The 16,885-nt window shown below is 47.6% G+C and carries 24 protein-coding genes; 1 reads left to right on the top strand and 23 read right to left on the bottom strand.

Going from position 1 to position 16,885, the window contains the following annotated elements; all coding sequences use genetic code 11:
• Positions 1-506 precede the first annotated feature (506 nt).
• The 7 genes from BN1360_RS09730 to BN1360_RS09700 are packed head-to-tail and all read right to left on the bottom strand — an operon-like array spanning position 507 to position 5,250.
• The gene (locus tag BN1360_RS09730; protein ID WP_068779675.1) at positions 507-728 is read right to left on the bottom strand and encodes a phage holin; all 222 of its coding nucleotides are present in this window, start codon (positions 726-728) and stop codon (positions 507-509) included.
• Positions 721-1,350: a lysozyme gene (locus BN1360_RS09725; protein WP_069188320.1), complete on the bottom strand. Its 630-nt coding sequence runs from the start codon at positions 1,348-1,350 to the stop codon at positions 721-723. The genes BN1360_RS09730 and BN1360_RS09725 overlap by 8 nt, the downstream gene beginning before the upstream one ends.
• Positions 1,351-1,352: 2 nt before the next feature.
• Positions 1,353-1,613 (bottom strand): hemolysin XhlA family protein, encoded by a 261-nt coding sequence (locus BN1360_RS09720; protein WP_068779674.1) that lies wholly within the window; start codon positions 1,611-1,613, stop codon positions 1,353-1,355.
• A gap of 57 nt (positions 1,614-1,670) precedes the next feature.
• Entirely contained in the window at positions 1,671-1,814 is a 144-nt protein-coding gene (locus BN1360_RS09715; RefSeq protein ID WP_082790001.1) for an XkdX family protein, read from the bottom strand.
• Entirely contained in the window at positions 1,807-2,478 is a 672-nt protein-coding gene (locus tag BN1360_RS09710; protein ID WP_068779673.1) for a hypothetical protein, read from the bottom strand. The genes BN1360_RS09715 and BN1360_RS09710 overlap by 8 nt, the downstream gene beginning before the upstream one ends.
• A gap of 14 nt (positions 2,479-2,492) precedes the next feature.
• Complete coding sequence (locus tag BN1360_RS09705) at positions 2,493-5,069, bottom strand: hypothetical protein (RefSeq protein ID WP_068779672.1); 2,577 nt, start codon at positions 5,067-5,069, stop codon at positions 2,493-2,495.
• On the bottom strand, positions 5,035-5,250 hold the full coding sequence (locus tag BN1360_RS09700) for a hypothetical protein (RefSeq protein WP_068779671.1): 216 nt from the start codon (positions 5,248-5,250) through the stop codon (positions 5,035-5,037). The genes BN1360_RS09705 and BN1360_RS09700 overlap by 35 nt, the downstream gene beginning before the upstream one ends.
• Before the next feature lie 385 nt (positions 5,251-5,635).
• On the opposite strand from BN1360_RS09700, the gene BN1360_RS09695 reads away from it, so the two are divergent.
• Entirely contained in the window at positions 5,636-5,863 is a 228-nt protein-coding gene (locus tag BN1360_RS09695; protein WP_148466547.1) for a hypothetical protein, read from the top strand.
• Here the strand turns inward: BN1360_RS09695 and BN1360_RS09690 are convergent.
• From BN1360_RS09690 to BN1360_RS09615, 16 genes are all read right to left on the bottom strand, one after another.
• Positions 5,811-6,221, bottom strand: coding sequence for a hypothetical protein (locus BN1360_RS09690; protein ID WP_068779669.1), 411 nt, complete (start codon positions 6,219-6,221; stop codon positions 5,811-5,813). The genes BN1360_RS09695 and BN1360_RS09690 overlap by 53 nt on opposite strands.
• Before the next feature lie 67 nt (positions 6,222-6,288).
• Positions 6,289-6,828, bottom strand: coding sequence for a kinetochore Spc7 family protein (locus BN1360_RS09685; protein WP_068779668.1), 540 nt, complete (start codon positions 6,826-6,828; stop codon positions 6,289-6,291).
• Positions 6,829-6,896: 68 nt separating this feature from the next.
• On the bottom strand, positions 6,897-8,933 hold the full coding sequence (locus tag BN1360_RS09680) for a bactofilin family protein (protein ID WP_068779667.1): 2,037 nt from the start codon (positions 8,931-8,933) through the stop codon (positions 6,897-6,899).
• A 4-nt stretch (positions 8,934-8,937) separates the two neighbouring features.
• On the bottom strand, positions 8,938-9,297 hold the full coding sequence (locus BN1360_RS09675) for a DUF6711 family protein (RefSeq protein ID WP_068779666.1): 360 nt from the start codon (positions 9,295-9,297) through the stop codon (positions 8,938-8,940).
• A gap of 9 nt (positions 9,298-9,306) precedes the next feature.
• Complete coding sequence (locus tag BN1360_RS09670) at positions 9,307-12,150, bottom strand: phage tail protein (RefSeq protein WP_068779665.1); 2,844 nt, start codon at positions 12,148-12,150, stop codon at positions 9,307-9,309.
• Between the two features lie 38 nt (positions 12,151-12,188).
• A complete protein-coding gene (locus BN1360_RS09665; RefSeq protein ID WP_229520948.1) occupies positions 12,189-12,584 on the bottom strand; it encodes a Gp15 family bacteriophage protein in 396 nt (131 codons plus the stop codon).
• Entirely contained in the window at positions 12,529-12,855 is a 327-nt protein-coding gene (locus tag BN1360_RS09660) for a hypothetical protein (protein ID WP_068779664.1), read from the bottom strand. The genes BN1360_RS09665 and BN1360_RS09660 overlap by 56 nt, the downstream gene beginning before the upstream one ends.
• Positions 12,856-12,906: 51 nt before the next feature.
• Positions 12,907-13,365: a phage tail tube protein gene (locus tag BN1360_RS09655; RefSeq protein ID WP_068779663.1), complete on the bottom strand. Its 459-nt coding sequence runs from the start codon at positions 13,363-13,365 to the stop codon at positions 12,907-12,909.
• A 9-nt stretch (positions 13,366-13,374) separates the two neighbouring features.
• Positions 13,375-13,761 carry a minor capsid protein gene (locus BN1360_RS09650; protein WP_068779662.1) on the bottom strand — a complete coding sequence of 129 codons (387 nt, stop codon included), beginning with the start codon at positions 13,759-13,761 and terminating at the stop codon, positions 13,375-13,377.
• Positions 13,758-14,141: a hypothetical protein gene (locus BN1360_RS09645; protein WP_068779661.1), complete on the bottom strand. Its 384-nt coding sequence runs from the start codon at positions 14,139-14,141 to the stop codon at positions 13,758-13,760. The genes BN1360_RS09650 and BN1360_RS09645 overlap by 4 nt, the downstream gene beginning before the upstream one ends.
• Positions 14,142-14,459, bottom strand: a complete 318-nt coding sequence (locus BN1360_RS09640; RefSeq protein WP_068779660.1) for a hypothetical protein — start codon at positions 14,457-14,459, stop codon at positions 14,142-14,144. It lies immediately after the preceding gene.
• Entirely contained in the window at positions 14,456-14,824 is a 369-nt protein-coding gene (locus BN1360_RS09635; protein ID WP_068779689.1) for a head-tail connector protein, read from the bottom strand. The genes BN1360_RS09640 and BN1360_RS09635 overlap by 4 nt, the downstream gene beginning before the upstream one ends.
• Positions 14,825-14,829: 5 nt before the next feature.
• Positions 14,830-15,000 carry a hypothetical protein gene (locus tag BN1360_RS09630; protein WP_157259342.1) on the bottom strand — a complete coding sequence of 57 codons (171 nt, stop codon included), beginning with the start codon at positions 14,998-15,000 and terminating at the stop codon, positions 14,830-14,832.
• Positions 14,993-15,232 carry a hypothetical protein gene (locus tag BN1360_RS09625; RefSeq protein WP_068779659.1) on the bottom strand — a complete coding sequence of 80 codons (240 nt, stop codon included), beginning with the start codon at positions 15,230-15,232 and terminating at the stop codon, positions 14,993-14,995. The genes BN1360_RS09630 and BN1360_RS09625 overlap by 8 nt, the downstream gene beginning before the upstream one ends.
• A 12-nt stretch (positions 15,233-15,244) precedes the next feature.
• Positions 15,245-16,198 carry a major capsid protein gene (locus BN1360_RS09620; protein WP_068779658.1) on the bottom strand — a complete coding sequence of 318 codons (954 nt, stop codon included), beginning with the start codon at positions 16,196-16,198 and terminating at the stop codon, positions 15,245-15,247.
• Positions 16,199-16,216: 18 nt separating this feature from the next.
• Positions 16,217-16,804 (bottom strand): phage scaffolding protein, encoded by a 588-nt coding sequence (locus tag BN1360_RS09615; RefSeq protein WP_068779657.1) that lies wholly within the window; start codon positions 16,802-16,804, stop codon positions 16,217-16,219.
• Positions 16,805-16,885: the final 81 nt, after the last annotated feature.

Here is a 16,885-nt window from a genome sequence, read left to right as displayed (position 1 = left end):
TTGTCGGAATTGAATGGAGTTAAGACTTGTGCTTTTCCGATTTATGAAAATTGTAAAAAAGGAAGTAATTTAAGTTTGGGCGGTTTTTTTAAAAGGAAAAAAATCCCACTTACCAACTAAGGGCAGAGTGGGATTTTTTTTTTTTTTTTGCGACTTCCCGGTTCCAGAGGACGTCTTTTAGAAAATGCCAAACAGGGGGCTACCTGTACTGACCTTATAATTATATTCAATAATGAGTACTGTAGCAATACTCCAAATTATGACGTTGGTATTTAAACGTGCAAAAAAAAAAAATCCCACCTACCGATTGAGACAAAGTGGGATTGAACCTCCCTAGGTTCAGAGGAAGCTGTTGATCGCCAGACGGGGCTGAGTCCCCACCCACTACATTATATTCACTATCAGGTATAACTGCCACCCCACCAAATAAAAAAGGCCCCGCCAGCATGATGCTGACAGGGCAGGTACCGGTGCTTCCATTTATATTGTAACACATTTCCATAATATTACAAGTTATACCCTTGACCGCCGGGCTTGGTCGGGTTAGAGATAATACCTAACGTTGCAAGCAAGCCAAGCAGCACATCCGTTACAGCCAAGATATCATTCTTCATGACTTCGGTTAAGTCAAACAGCCCTGTCAAATGCCCAAGAAGTTGAAGCAAGAGCAGCACCTGGGATACGATACTTACCCATAAAGCATAGTTTCTCCATCTCTTCTTATTCATTGCCGATTACCTCCTTGATATTTTTAACTACCCGATTGATTACGATCGCCGCCTCTTCCCGTGTGATCGGAGCTCCTGGTCTTGTCCCATCAAAATATCCGTTTGCCGTAGCTTCGTCCCAAGCCGCTGCCGCCCATGGGCTTACTTTATTAATGTCCCGCTCTGCCATTTTGGGTGCCTCCTTTACTGGTGTGTTATAAAGCTCCTGTTCAGCTTTACGCCGCTTGACCAGTCCAGCTAGCACGTTACCGCCTGCCTTGTTGTACTTGGTCAAACTGTCTGCAATCTGTGCAATGCTGCGGCCCTTGCAAAGAGTCTGCAAGTTCCCAGATCCGCAGTTATAACAGAAGCTGACCAATGCATCGAACTGATGTTGATTGAGCTGCTCGGTCACTGGCACATAAGCCGGGTTATTAACGTATGCCTCGTACTTAGGTAGGTCAGCAAGCAGCATGCTGTCAGCTTGAGCCTGTGTAATGGTCTGACCTTGCTTAACGTCAGGACCGTAATGGCCCCAGCCAATCGTCCAATATGTTTCGGTAGGTACCGGCTTGTACGCCGTTAAGCGGCAGCCTTCAAAGTTTTTAATCAGCTTAATGCCTGCATCAGATATCTTGCGCATGTTTAAGCCCCTCCCTGTAATTTAATTACCGTTAAAATAGCCCCTACGACAATCGTAATAATCGACGCTCCAATAGTGCGCCATAGCCACTTCTGTGCATCCTCGATCTTGTCCAATCTATGGTGAGCTGACTTCGCCGAAGAAAGAGCCTCCACTGCCGTTTCATTGGCTGTAATCGCTCGATCCAGCTTCTCGTCCATATTGTCCACCTTTGTCTCCACCCGCGTCAGCCGCTGAAGGACTTCGGTTTGCACTCCATCCATGTGTGCACATCCTCTCCATGTAAATAGCCCCCGGATCAGCTCCGAGGGCATAATCTATTAAGCTTTATAATCCTTACCCGTAATTACCTTAAACTCCGCTGCCGTAATGACGTTAAAGGATACATAAAGCCGAAGTTGAACATCAGATACCCATTTCTTTTCGTAATAATATGAAAGTCTCTCGAAATCACTATTAAACATTTGATTCGCCTCCTGCTAAAATTTTTAACTCCAGGGCTGCCAACATCTGACCAAGTGCCTGGTTTTGTTGATATAAGTCAAGGATAGCTATATCCTTTTTAACCAACTCGCCACCGATAACAGTACTCTGTCGTTTTAGGTCAAGCGTAGCCAAGTCTTGCTTGACCTGTTCGGAGCCAATTGTGCTGACGTCCTCAAGGCGATCATCAGCCTTTCGTGCAACCTGATCTAGTCCGGACGCTAAATCAGCAGTGTCTTGTTTTAACCCTGTAACGTCTTGCTTCAGTTGATCAAGTTCAGACTCCTGCGGCTGCGGCTTGGTCAGCTCCTCAATCTCTTCCGGCGTTAAACCTTCCTGCCAGTATTCGGACGGATCGAGCAACTCATCCTCTTCCCTCGCTTCCCACGCCGCCAAATCAAAGCGCGGCCTATACAGCCCTGGCGGTACTGGCACACCAACGATATACCCGGCAATCTCCGGTTCAGTCTCTTCCTCTGGCTGCTCGTCTTCCACAGGGTCATCAGTTTCAGGCGGCAGCTCCGGTTCCAGCACGGGCGGATCGGCATAAAAAGGGACGACACCGTAAAAGGCATCGTCCACTATCGTATCCTTCAAGTAGAGGCCGTCTATATTTACTTTAGGTACTGCTCTCTCAGCTTTCAATGTGTATCACTCCTTTAAGCGCTTAGAAAAGATAAGGTTAGTGAAATGCCTGATGTTGTAATTCCAGTTATAATAGACACTCTGCCCGCTGTGTCAACGTCAATGGTCCCCACGGACCCATCAGATACAGGCACAATAAACCGCGAATTTTGTGCAGGTCTGTACCCTTCGGGTAGATAAAATACCGGTGCTCCTGCTACGCCACCCGTTATTAAACCAAAGAGCCTAACAACTCCTACACTATCCTTGTTATAACCTTTAAAGGCATAGGCTGGATCAGTGTAGAGTTTCCACCCGTTGAGCAACGTTGGCATAATTAACCCCGGTGCATCCTTCTCCGCTTTCTTCATTTGCAACACCGATACACCGTGTAACGCTTCGGCCACGCCTGCTGTTAAGTCGGATAGTTGCGCCTTTTCATTCGCGGCTACTACGCCAGAGATCGGGACGACAGGCGATTTGTCTAGCTTGAGATAGGTAGCGCTGTAGGCTGCGGATTGGTCAAACTCACTTGCTAGTTTTATAGCGCGTTGATTACCATAAGCATCCGCATTTTCGATGATCCATTTATCTATATTATTATTTTTAAATACTTTAATCAGTTTATCTACTCGATACTTAAGTCTGGTCGATTCCCATCCAGCTATGCCCGTATTAAACTGATAATTCCCATATGCATCAGCTTTAGGATTCGCCCGTTCCCTTAATACAATCCCCGTACCTACTTCTACCACGTTATCGCCTTCGGAAAGTGTTAGGCATCCTTCATGCACGACGGGTTCGATAGTTTCCTTAGCCAAGCGATAGAGAAGGTTGTACGGGTCTCGATTAGGGGCTTTAGACGTTGGTAGCACCCTGGTGTCCGCTACTCCTTGCTTACCAATTTGTTTCCAACGCTTTGTATCGTTACCATCGTAAGGAACTGAGCCATCTTGATTACACATGGACCATCCCCAAAAATACGCCTTAATCTCGTCTACTGTCGGTGTGTAGGCGTCTCCCCATCCACTATCGGTGTTGGCAATCTTAATTAAAAAAGTTCCGCCCTCATAGTTTGTATCGTTCCAAAACGCATCCTCCGCCGCATCACTTGTAGTCACCCAAGGTATCGAGTTTCCGTTATATTTTGTTACATACTTATTACCTGGTGCATTATTAACAAATCCAGAAATCCGCCCATTATTCACCTTAACAACCTTATATCCGGTTAGATTGGAATGGAGAGTCCAATCCAACGACCCACCCAGCACAACCTTCTTCCACTTCTCCAGCTTAAAATACTGCCCCTCACGCTCAAACAATACGTCAGGCTCAGCCCCCGTATCCGGATTAGCGTGTAACTCTGTCTGGAAGGCAAGCATAGAGTCTTCGCGTGGTTGAAACGGTTTGGCTTCGGTGCCGAGTGTGAGCATCGGGTTTTTAAAGGTAAACATTCCAGTAGAGGCAGCGTCTACGCCTATTAAAGTCCAGATTTTACGACTGTCGCTAGGGACGGTGAAAGTGCAATAAATGGTGTACGCCCCTGAGGTGTTTCTGTAATATGTTGTACCTGATAAATCCATATTTGATGGCGTTCCGTTGCTATCCTCCGTAAAAATATTCAGGTACGTCCCGTATATGCCCGACGCAGTAAATACAGCGTCAACGTCCACGCTAAACGTAAATGCCCGATTTGTTGGCAAGGCCATAGTCGGACTGACTTTTGTTGCGAAGTCGGTGGCAGACGTTTTGACCAACTGCATCGCATACTTGCCCGAAACAGGGATAGAGAGTTTCGCGGACTCGTTCCACTCATAAAACGGCGGCAATAGATTCTCTCCATACCGTATTACATAGGGATTCTCTACGCCGATGATGCCGATTCTGCCGCTCCCGTTGATCTCCGATTTACCTTTGATAGAACCAAGGTTAAATCGTGCGTCCTTAGCAGCGCTGACTACCTGTAAGCCAGGTTGGAGCGTTAGTTGGGATGTGTCGGCGGTATTAAGACGAGTTTCTAAAGCGGTTATCGCTTCGCCTTGCTCCTCCAGTAGTTCTCCATGAGTTACGATCTCCGCAAGCTGCGCGGCTGATAGCAAACCGCCCTCTGTAAGAGTTGCCGTTGGGATCGGATCGGCTCCATGCTCAGTATGCGTGCTGCCGTGTGCGCCTGGAGTAGCGTCACCTGTTGCCGTGATTGTAACTTCTCCATTGTTGGGATTAGTCGTTACTGTGATCCCCACGCCACCAACAATGTAAAACTGTGATGACGGATCCGCAGCAGCAATATCATTGACCTTGGCAAAGGCGTTTTGGTTAACCTCTGCTCCATCCTCAATACTGTCAAGCTTGTCATGGTCGGCCTGTGTGACGTGTACGACCTGATCATCAATATGAGAGGTCAATTCTGTCGCGGTACTACCTGAAGCCTTGCTGTCCCATTCTGCCTTTTGAGCCTTTGTGACGTGAATATCGGCATTGGCTATATGGTCGTCTGCTGCCGTCTTATTGGCGTCCATGTCAGCTTGTACCCGATCAAAGCCAATATTGATATTCTGGAAGTCCTCGCTGATCTTTTTACTTGGAGTTAGGTTTCCGTACCTGTTCGCCACTTGATTCAGCTCCTTTCTTGAGTTGTTCTAACCGCTGATCGACCGCTTCCTTAACCCCCCGCAGGATCGCTTCTTCGTTACCTGGATGGTATGGAGTTACGGCCATGATCACGGAGCATATCTCTGGTACCGGCTTAAGAGGATCAAGCTCACAGCGGACGACGGGTTGTATCTGTGCCATTTATGTCACCTTCTTTCAAAGTCTGATTTTTGCTATTGTCTCGCCGGATAAACTATATTCGGAAGCGTTTATCTCCCGGACTGAGGTCAAAGATACGCCCAACAATCCACAAGCCCGTTTTAACGCAACTTCTTTGATATGTTCCGGTTCGGTTAATTTAATGGAAAAGTACAAACCATTAGTTGTCTTGTAATAATACTGCTCTGGACTGAAATCGTCTGAATTATAAATTGTGATGTACACAATGGCAGATATCACGACAATGCTTAATACCAATATCCAAATCACGGATATAGTCACCCCTTGCCTAATATAAAGGTAAAACCTCCCTATTTGTCGAAATAACGGTTGTCAGACCATTATTAATAGAAGGGAGGTTTTGGATGTGAGAAAACGTATAGATGTTGCTGAACTAGCAGTGGCCATCCAGAACGATACTAACAAATTGTTCAAAGACCAAATTACTGAACTTGCTAGAAAGGCATCAGAAGGAAACATTTCCAAACAAGAAGTGATAGCTCATACTGCGGTGGCATTACAAACAAATATGTCAGTGTTTATCATTTCTCTTCTGCAAAATGTGGTCGATGAATTGCAGAAGAACAACGAATAGCTTCCTTAATTGAGTTTAGTATAGCCGTTGACTCTTCCAAGGAAGCAGCGGCTAACTCTTCTCTCACGATCTGACGGATTTGTTCCGAAATATCTGGCTTGCTTGCAGTAACGCCATAGTACACCTTAGCTGCTTTTACCTCATCTCCCGTGATATGTTCAATCAATTCCTTCAAAGCAGATCCAGGCGAGATGACCTCCGGTTCTTCCTTTGGTGTGACCTTCGCATTTTCCACTACCAGGGTCATATTGATTTGAGGGCGACCACATGCTGTTTCCTCCAACTTGTAATCGACAACCCCTTTAACACGAACCCCATCTAGATAAATACCTTTATCCTTAATTTCTAATGCGTGCATTTCCTTCACCCTTTCTAGGCATATTAAAAGGCCCCTCCATTGGAGAGACCTTTGATAGATCGGTATGTTATTTGTTAAGCTCTGCAATCTGAGCATCGATCTCGGCAAGTTGCTTTTGAAGATCGGCTAATTCGGATTTGTATTGATTGAGTTCTTTGGTTCTCTCATTCAGAAATTCGGTTTTCTGATCTCTTTCTACCTCATTAATTGCTCCTTCTACTCTATCTTTCGCTCTAGGAATCACATCAGTTTCATATTCATTGATTGCTGTTTCAGCCACTTTTAACTTATCGAGCAGCGCATTTTTTTTAATATTTAGTTCATCATAAGAAGATGAAACTGAACCGCTAGTATCACCCAGAATAATCACCTTCTTTTTCGAATCTACAGTCAATGGCCTATTAACTGCCTCCGACATGGCTCTTACCGGCACATAAGCAGAACCGTTTAATACCGCTCCATCTGCAACCTTTTCACCGTTTGGTTTTTGAACTGTGTAAACACCTGTAACTTTAGCTCCAAAGATACTTTTTACTCCATCAGCAAATGCCGGGATTGCCCCAAACAATAGCGCACTAACAATAAACCCAGCCATAAACTTTTTCAACACAAACACTCCCTAAGGTAAAATTTTCTTATACCTATTATCGGTTATGTTCGACAAAAGTTTCAAGTTTATTTTGGGATGTTCACTTGGGCAAGTAAAGAACCTCCTTGGCTCCAAAGCTTTAAGTTTCTTGTAGTATTGTCAAAAGTAAGATTTATAGCCAGTCTATCTAATGCCGATCTGATTGATTCTCCTTCATACGTGGATCTGAAGGTGCTCCAACTTGGAACTGTTACGCTGTTATACCCACGAAGATAGATATTGCTGAATTCTGCCGTCAGAGATGATGATCCGTCTAATAGCAAACCTGTTCCTGAGCTTGGAAGGCTCATTGTTGCGTATGAACCTCCGTTTGAAAAGCGCATTTCGGAAAGGTAATTAGATCCCGTTGATCTCATTTCAATTCCGGTGTTGCTTGAGGACCATACAGAGAACATTCTGTTTGAACTACTCATTTCAGCCCTTGGGTAACCTCCTAAGGATGTCATAATCTCAGAGCTTATAATAGTTGAAGCTGTAATAGTCCCTGAGAATGTACCATCTACCCCAACCAGTGTTCCTGTAAAGGTTCCTCCGGCAGCAGATAAATTCCCCTTGAACGTGCCGCCAGCTGCGGATAGATTACCGCTAAACGTTCCCGTTGCCGCCTGAAGCGATCCGCTGAATGTGCCATCCACACCTTGCAGGGTACCCGTAAATGTACCACCGGCCGCCTTGAGATCGCCGCTAAAAGTACCAGTAGCAGCTTCGAGGTGACCCGTAAACTTTAACCTATTCGCCTGAGCATCGTAATAGAGACTAGATTGGCCATTAACTTGCCAGTCCATCTTATCGCTATTTAATGTCAGCTTGCTCTTATGGTCTTCTCGCTCAACCACGATCCCCTCGGTACGACTATGAGTAATGCCGTAATACGACTTATCAAACTTCACGTTTTCCTTGTTCAGCTTGTTCACTTGCTGCGTCAGGCTGCCTTCAATTTTATACTCGCTCCGCTGCTCCGACTGTGACGGCGCTTCGATCTTATGGGTCAGACCACCCTTAAAGCTGTAGGACTGCCGCAGGATAAAAGACGTATAACGCTGGATGCCATCCCATGGAATGTCCATGTCCATCCAGGATACATTTGTGTCGATCCAGCTACCGCCTTCACGCTGCTCGAACCCGATCACATCACCCTGGTCAAGCTGAGGAAAGCCCCTTGAGTCCATGGTGAGCGGCAAATAGGTCAAGCCATTCAGAGCGACGTACATCGCGTTAACCTGCGCTTGGGTCATAAATGGGTTCTCAAGGTAAAGCGTATGATTCTCATCCCCGCTGCCAGCCTCGTAGGTCAGCTTCTCCTCCGTGTTGTACGTGACCACGATCCGCGTAAACGTCTTGAGCGGGTTAGTCTGCTTCACGCGAATATAATCCGCCGTGGTCATTTCAAATACCGCAGGAGCCCCTGCCGAAAACCGTTTGAAGCGCATGACGCCATCCTTACCCATAAAGATACTAGCGCTATTAGCTCCTGCGATATAAGCCAGCACCTGCCGGCACGTATACCCCGCTGGCCCTGCTTGAATCTGATAGGATGGGTTGATCACCACGCTGCTATCATACGTAAAACCAAGTCGATTACAAATCTCGTCAAATACGGCTTTTTGTGTAGTTGGATAGCTGAGCTGGGAGATATACGGCACATTGGCGGTGATCAACTTGTCAAAACAGGTATACGTCCAGACATCATTGATCTTTTGGCGAGTGTCGATATAAAACTCACCCAGCGGCAGCCACTCTGTCGCACCAGATATCCATGGGATATCCATCGATTCCCACGGATATTCGGCTTCTAACCAGCTCATGCTTTCCAAGGATAGAGCCAGGTACGGAACAACTTTCGCGTTCGGTCTAATCGGGTCAGGTAGCCGGAGCTTAAGCGTCAGGTCGGACGGAATAGCCGTCCCTAGTTCAAAGTTATCTCCACCCGCTAACAAATGATTCAAGCTAAATTCAACAATCTGTGCGCTGGTGTACTCCGTTCCATCAATGACCACTTTGACAATAAACTGCCGGTCATGACGTTTTATATAATCCGCAAAGATTGGGCTTATTGGATACATAGCATCACTTCTCCGTCAGAGTGACCTTAAGGCCATTCCATAATATTTCATTTCCCTTGGCGACGGCGAAAGGTGTAGGGCGGTTACCCACATAAAAAGTCTTGGTCTCATATTTTCCTGTCATCGGATCGGGATAAGTCACCGGGAAAAAGATGTCTTCCATAGATCGTAAAATAGCGGATACCTTATCCCATTTCAGCGGCCCCCAGTTCATTTCGATTTGACGCTTAACGGCTATCCTGTCCCGATTTAGTGAGCCGTCCGTCGTCCGCACCGAAGACTCGCCATCATCCAAATCCAGAATTGTAACCTGAAAAGTGGACGGATATTCGGCAATCTCCTGACTGTTTATTTTAAGTTGCATATTTACCTCCTACCTATCAAATAAAGCATAGCCTAATTGCTGCTCCGCCTTTCCTATGGCTCGACCCACATATCTACCAAACTCCAAATCACCGATGGTGCTTCTCCATTCCTTGGCTTCGATATTGCGCAAAATATCTGCAATCATCACCAGAAGCTCAATCATCGGTTGATAGCCAGAGCTGATCATATCTTGTAATTGACTCAATGGACTGATCACTTCCGGATCCGCCGCAGCTCCTTTGTTATCTCCGACCATCGCCAATGTAGGGCCGTAGGCAAGGCCGCCTTTAGCCAGCTTCGGTATCTCAGCGATATTAAACCCGAATGTAGCCCCCGCTCCCGTAAGCTTCTGTACCCATTCCGGGATATCGATTTTGATTTTATTCAACTGTCGAATCATCCAGTTAAGGGCTTCAATGATGCCGTTAATCACACCTTTAAAGATGCTACCGATCGCATCGGCAATTCCTTGGAAAAAGGTTTTAATCCCTTCCCAGGCTCTTTTCCAGTCTCCTGTAAATGCCCCGGCGATAAAGTCAACAATGCCACCCAGTGCCTTAATAATGTTTTTGGCCGCGTCAATGATGCCGCCAATCAGATTGCCCAGCCACTTTAGTATTACATCAAATACCTCTGCAAAGACGGGCCCCAAGGTTTTAACGAGCCAGTTCGCAATGGGCAGGATAAACTTGTTGAAGATATCTAAAGCCGCATCGATCAATTTACCAACAAAGTTCATCACTTCTTCAACCAAGCCTTTAAGATGCTTATCCCACAGGTCCGTCAGAAACTTGAGCGCGCTCTGCGTAACAGGCTTTAGGTAATTATCCCAAAGGTTACTCCAAAGCTTTTTAATCCCGTCCAAGGCTTCTTTAAGCTTATCGACGATTTTTTTGCCCCAGTTATCCCACCACTTATAGACCATATCCATGGTGTCTTGGATGATTTGGGAAACCAGTTTTAGGGCTGGATCCACCGCATCACGCCAGATATCATCAAAGATTTGTTTTACAAGATCAAACAGTTTTCGGAAAATCTCCTGGGCTCCCGTAACAAACTCCGATATTCGTGGCAGTCCTTCGGTGACAAACTTATCCAAGATGGGGAAAGCGGCCTCCCACAAGCTGGCTACGACTTTTTGGGCGCTGTCCGATAACCCAGCCCAAACATGACCTGCAAGCTCTACGCCGTCCTGTATGTTTTTTACCAGGCCCGTCTTGAACCATTCGCCCAAAGGAGCGCCCAAAGTCTTAACATCCTCAAACATGGTTTTGAACTGCTCTTTCCAGCGATCCAGGGTTGGGGATATCTCAGCCCATGCGGCTTGGAATGAGGGGCCAAATGTTTTAACCGTCCACTCCCAACCCTGCTTAACGCCAGACCATGCCTTGTCAAACGTAGACTTTACGCCCGCCGCCAGCTCGTCCATTTTGGCTTGGATGCCAGTAATGTCCATATCAGGCTGCTGCATTTCAAATCCGCCAGCACCGCCACCGCCGCCGTCATCCACTCCGGTATCCGCTTTGGAAAAGTCCAGAGTGTTCAGCTCGTCAAATCCAGCCAGTGCGCCTTTGGCTTCTTTCCCTGCCTTTTTACTGGACTTACCGTAACCCTCCATAGCCTTCTTGGCTGTTTCTATCCCCTTGGCTGCCTGGTAGGATTGCTGATAGGTCTTGCCAAACAAAGCCGATATAAAGGCGGCTATATAGGCTGTGATCTTGGCTAGTGCGCTCATTAAGGCATTGATAGCTGGCAGGATCGCCTCATAAATTGGTTGAAAGGCAACACGCAGATTGGTCTGGATGGCGTTCAGCGATGCCGCAAATTGAGCGTTAGTCTTGAGCGCTCCGCCCATATAATCCTGAAACCCGCGAATTGCCTTATAGATGATCGCAAAGACAAATACTTGCTTGAGAATACGACTTATCGCCTTGGTGAAGGAGTTACCCATATGCGTAGAGCTACGGGCAGCGGCACCAAAGGAGGAACTAGCCTTAACCGCTGACTTCGCAGCCTGATCTAAATTCCCCTTTGCCGCCTTCAACGGTTTATTCGTTTGGATCATCTTCTGCCCAAGATTGCCAACGGGCTTCTCGACTTGAATGGCAGCTTGCCCAGCATTTTTAAGACTGTCCTCCAGCTCCCATATCTTCCTCGCTGTCTTATCACTGGTGTTCGTTAATCGCAGCAGCGTTGCTTCGGTGTTAACGATCTTCTCCTGAAGCTTGGCTTTGCCGGCATCATTAAACGTCTCGTTATAGGCCTGCTTAAGATCAGCAAGCTTGCGCTCCTGTATCTCAATCTTGGCGTTCACATTATCCAGGACTGCGGTCAGGCTCTCAATCTCTGCCTTGGCTGCTGATGTATCTATTTCCGGCGCCTTGGCCTTAACTACTGTTCTGGGCGCCGGCATTGCTGGAGTAGCTGCAGCAGTCGCAGCCGGCTGTAAATTCGGGATCGCCAGCTTGCTAAAAAACGATGGAGCCTTTAGCCCGCCTAACTTAGCGCCTACACTATCAATAGCAGCCTCGGCAGCCGTTTTGTTATCCTCGATGGACTTACGCATTGCCTGATCAGCTACGGATATCGTCTTGATTAACCGCCCCTCTACCGCAGTTACCGTACTCTCCATACCGTCAGTAATGCCTTTCATGGCTGTCTCGGTTGTTGTCTTGAGTGTCTGAGAAATATTAGTCGCAAAGGTCTTCAGGCTGAATCCTTTAAACGTAGATTGCAGAGATTTGGTCAGCTGTTCCCCAATAGTGCCGGCTGCCATGGTGATCTGCTTGTTTAGATCGCCACCGCCCACCAGTTCCAGGCCTAGACTAACCTTGCCTACTTCATCTGACATCTGTTCACCCCCTCGCCAGACAAATCAAAAGGCGGCCCCTATTCCGGAGTCGCCCCGAATGCTTGCTCTATTATTTTCTGGAATTCCTGCGCAGCCTTGGCCTTCTCTTCCTCCGTCCATTGGACTTGCTTCAGTCCTCTTGACCGCCACTCATTCCGGACGCGATGCTGTTCCGGAGTAAAGTTTTTAAGCTTCTCGCGGTCAGTCTCGCTCCGGATCTGCACGATCTGGCCAAGCGGTGTCTCCGGCATGATCCCGGCAAGTAGAGTGCAAAACTCATCCCAGGTCATGTCCGGCTCGGCACGAAGCCGAATACCATACTGCATGGCAATGGAGGATTCGATTAGGCCCCAATCCTCGTACAGGTCATACCAGTTGTTAGGCCTGGCTTTTGACTGTGAGAAATCGGGCTTCCACCACCTCGAAATCCTCACCAGTGGCCCCAGCCAGAACAGCCACGAAGATAATCTGATAGTCAGCAAAAGAAATATCAGATTCGTTGATCTCTTTTGCCGCTTCCTCACCAAGTGCCAGCGCGAGAACCTCGTCAATGTATGCCGTTCCTTCTCCACCTTCATCTATCTTGGCTTGAATTTGAAAAACCGTGTTCTTACGATTATCGATCGGATATTCTTTACCTTCGCCTAGCTTAAGAACCGGACGCTCATTAGTCAGCCTGCTTGTAATATCAATTGTCTTTGCCATTTATAATCATCCTTTCAAAATTAAATAGACGGCCGCTTAAGCGACCGCCGTTTAGGGTGTAACTGGAGCTGGTGTATAGGTTGGTTTGCCGTCAGATTGTAGCTCGCATTCCAATGCGGATACAGCCGTCGAATCGCCGCCATTCGGAGCTGATACACTCACAATACAATCAAATTCCAACTTGGATCCATCCGGGAACTCAATCTCCGCTTTACTGGAGCAATCAAGCCCTGACTTCCACGCTGTATTCGCCACATAGTCATTGCCGGGATCGCCGACATGCCGCTTGCCGTTAAGGGTAATACTAAATCCCTTCCCTGTAGCAAGCCTCCGCACCCAGCCCTCAGTCTCCATAGGAGTCCATTCCTCCACGTTGGTATCAATGGCAATCGAGAAGGTTTCCATCTCTTTGATGATCGCCATATCAGCAGCATCGCTTGAACGGCCCTTTGTGCCGACCTTAAACTTAATATCAAAAACCGGAAAAACTCCGCTAGTCACTGTTGCCATGTTCTCACCTTACCTTTCATGATAAATATGTGTTTCGATCACATACTCGAAAACACCCTCACTGTCCGTTCCCGCATTAACCGGCTGCGGCGTGACCATCTTAAACATGGATACACGCTTGCCGCCGATATCAACATTGGAAACGCCAAAGAAGGCATTATATACTTCTTGGGCCTTGCGCTCTGCTGCGTCCGCATTGCGCCCCCAGTGAACCAAAATAGAAATAGGCTTGATAACATACCCGGTAGCTCCAAGACCACCTACAGCGATCCTGGGCTGTGCTCCAGTCGTGTTATACAAGCCTATGGATTTATCTGGCTTACCAATCTGCCCGATGTACCAGTTCGGACAATCGACAACCGTTTCAAGCCAGTTTACAACATCGTCCAGTGTCATTTGATCATCCCCTTACTGAGCTGCTTAACAAAAGCGGCGAATGTCTGCTGGACAAACTTCTTCTTTTCACCTGAATAATAAGGCTCCATCCATTTACCCCGAGCGTTCGGGTTTTTATCGGTCCTGAAGTTATATTCCGGATGCCAATATAGCCGCCGGGCATATGGCGTATCAAAGACGATGGACGCTATGCCCTGTCTAATCTCCGTTAAGTCTACAAATCCACTTAGCTCCAACTGGCTTGTATCCTTCGGAACAACACCCGAAGTCTTAATGTCGGTCAAAACCGCCTCTGCCGTCATCTCTAGCGCTTGCCGCTGAATTTGCTCTAGGTTCTTGAGAGCCGCCTGATTAAGAGTGACCTTTACATTAACCTTCATTTAGCTCAGCTCCAATTCCGTGGAGAATACGCTGCCGTCCGGGTTCCGTGGCCGCTTTGCTCGATAGATGTTCTTCCGCTCCCCGTTGACGACCACATAGCCCTCAATGACTTTACCCGGGTTAATGTCGCCCTCAATAATGATCAATCCAGAAAGCAACACCAGACGCCGCTCAGCGTCGAGTACCTGTCTGGACTTCTCGTCGTAGAAACACTTCTTATCATAGATCAGCGTCTCAGTCTCACCATGTCGGCCCTGCTCAGTCTGATAGACCTTAACCGGAGTGACCTGGTTCCAGCTGGGGAATGGGAATCTCATCGGCCTATCCTCCGATCGGTCAGTCCTGTAGGTACCAGCAAGTCAAGCACGGCGTCCGTGGTCTGGACTCCACCGGCACCTGTAGCCGCCTTGAATGTCATGCTCGTACTGCCTGCACTGTATCCAGATAGCGGCATGGTCAGATAATCACCATATTTGTAAACGAAATCAGCCTGCTGACAAGTCGCCTTAATCACGTTGGTACGCTGAAAAGGCGTGAGGTTCTCAAACCCACACGCCACAATGCGATTATAGGTTAGCCGATCGATCTGATCAGAGGCACGGTCCAGAGCCTTCTCCAGTTGGTCAGCAGGGATTACACCATCACCGTACTTATCGTAGTCGGCTGCCGTTGCATAGACCATGCTGATCACTTGCCTTTCTTGGCTGGCTTTTCCGGTTCTGATTGTTCCACCGTATAGCCTCTACTTTCAAACCACTCCAACAAATGAGGGTCATCCGTTTCACCTACGCCGTTAACAAACATGACTGTAGCCGATAGGCCGTTGTATTGGGTGTTGGGTGCTGTTATTTTAGCCATTACCCTGTTCACCGCCTTTATCTGGTTCTGGATCTGGCTTTGTTCCAGTATCTGGCTCCGGATAATTAGGCTGGAGCTTGTCAGGCGTTACCGTCCCCTGACGCTGTGTATCGCGCTGTACCTCATATCCGTCTGCAGCAGGCTCCAGACTGTCCTGCGTATTCGTGCCTTGCCGCAACCCGACATAATAACCATTAACCCAACCATTCGGCAAATCGTCTTTGTATTTCATGGATTTCCCTCCTTACGCTACTTTAATCTTACGCATAACTCCGGCTGCTTTAGTGGCCTTGAGTGCCACGGCTGCGACCATTTCCACCTCACCTGTTTTCACGGCGCCGGAAGTTGTAAAGTCAGGCAGCCATGTCCGCACCGGAGGATGACCAGCCATAGATACACCGTGGAAACCATCCAAGCCAAGACGTGGAACATAGATGCTTGTTTCTCCGTTTGCGTTTGTACCAACAACCGGGTCATTTGTACCCGCTTTTGCGCCCAAGTCAACGAGCGGGATGTTATTGTAAGTCTCTACCTGCCCGCCGAAGTCATTCCTTGTAATTTGATAAGCCCCGGCACGACGTGCGCAAGCTCTGATCTTAGCGATGAGCTTAAGGTTACCCATGATTGCGGATGGATCGCCGTCCAGCCCCATCAGAAACTCATCGAGTTGATCGAGAAACACCTTATAGTTGGTATCGATCGCATCGGAAGTGGATAGGTCAATGGCAGCAGACGGGATGTACTCCGTGCTGGAACCTGTTAATGCTTTGTCGAGACCGTCAAACGACTTCGCATCTACCGCCGAATCCCCATTAATAACGGTGTCGTTAAACAAGGCTTGAGCTGCCTTGATCTTTTGGGTCATTTGCAGCTGTACTTCATCCGCAATACCGCCCATACCTGCAATGATACGGTCCAGTTGGAACGTGCCGCCAAAGATTTTAAGGTCAACCGTATGCCGCTGCTTAGTTACCTCATGCGGTGTGTACTCTTCGTTGACCGCCCGGAATTGGGCCGTTGGCTGCGTAATTAGGCGTGTATAGCCATAAGTCAAAGTAGCTCCGCCACCTGTAGGGGAAACTGCATCATCAAACGTCAAGTTCTCCAACAAAAAGTTGTTTTTGCGAAATTCATCGATCACGCCCAACGTCAATGCGTCCTGGACGTTTTTCTTTGCTTCAGATAGTGTAATTGCCATGAATAATCACTCCTAAAATTATTTTTGAAAATGAGCTGCTATCGCGTCCTTGAGGGTTGCTGTCGCAGCTGGTGGATTCGGGTTACCTCCGCCACCTACTCGGAATCCCGCAGGCGTCTGCCGTTGTTGCTGCTGAGACTCATCCGACTTAAACAAAAAAGCCTTGGACTCTTGCAGCGTCTTAAGCTGCTCGTCCAGACCTACAACCTTGCCATCGTTGATAACCAACTTATCCTTGTCAAACAAACCGGCTACCAGATCCTCGTCATGGACTTTGCCAGACAGTGCCGACTTGATCGCATTCGACAGTTGCAGTTCTTTCATCTCAGTGGCATGCTTCTCGGCAGCTTCCTTGTTCTCGGTCTGTAGAGCCTGAATCTGTTGCTTCAATTCCTCCGATAAGCCAGCCGTCTTGCCCAGCTCCTCAATTTGTTTGTCTCGCTCTGTGACGTCCTTCTCGGCCTTCTTCTTGGCTTCGGTAACCTCGTTGTACTGAGTCTTAGATACAAAGTGCTTTGGCAGCTCTTTGACTACCTCGGCATCAATCTTGTCTATCTCTGTATCTGCTACCCCTAATTTCTTGAGCAATTCTTTTAACCAATCCATTACTATCAACCTCCATAGATTTTTATAGCTGCTCTCCAGCTACGGGAGTAAGCCGTTATACTCCGACTGTGAGTACGCCCA

The sequence above is a fragment of the Paenibacillus sp. GM2 genome (assembly GCF_900069005.2).
Taxonomy (GTDB): Bacteria; Bacillota; Bacilli; order Paenibacillales; family Paenibacillaceae; genus Fontibacillus.
Note: the sequence above shows the minus strand (reverse complement) of the source record. Positions and strands in the feature narration are given on the sequence as shown.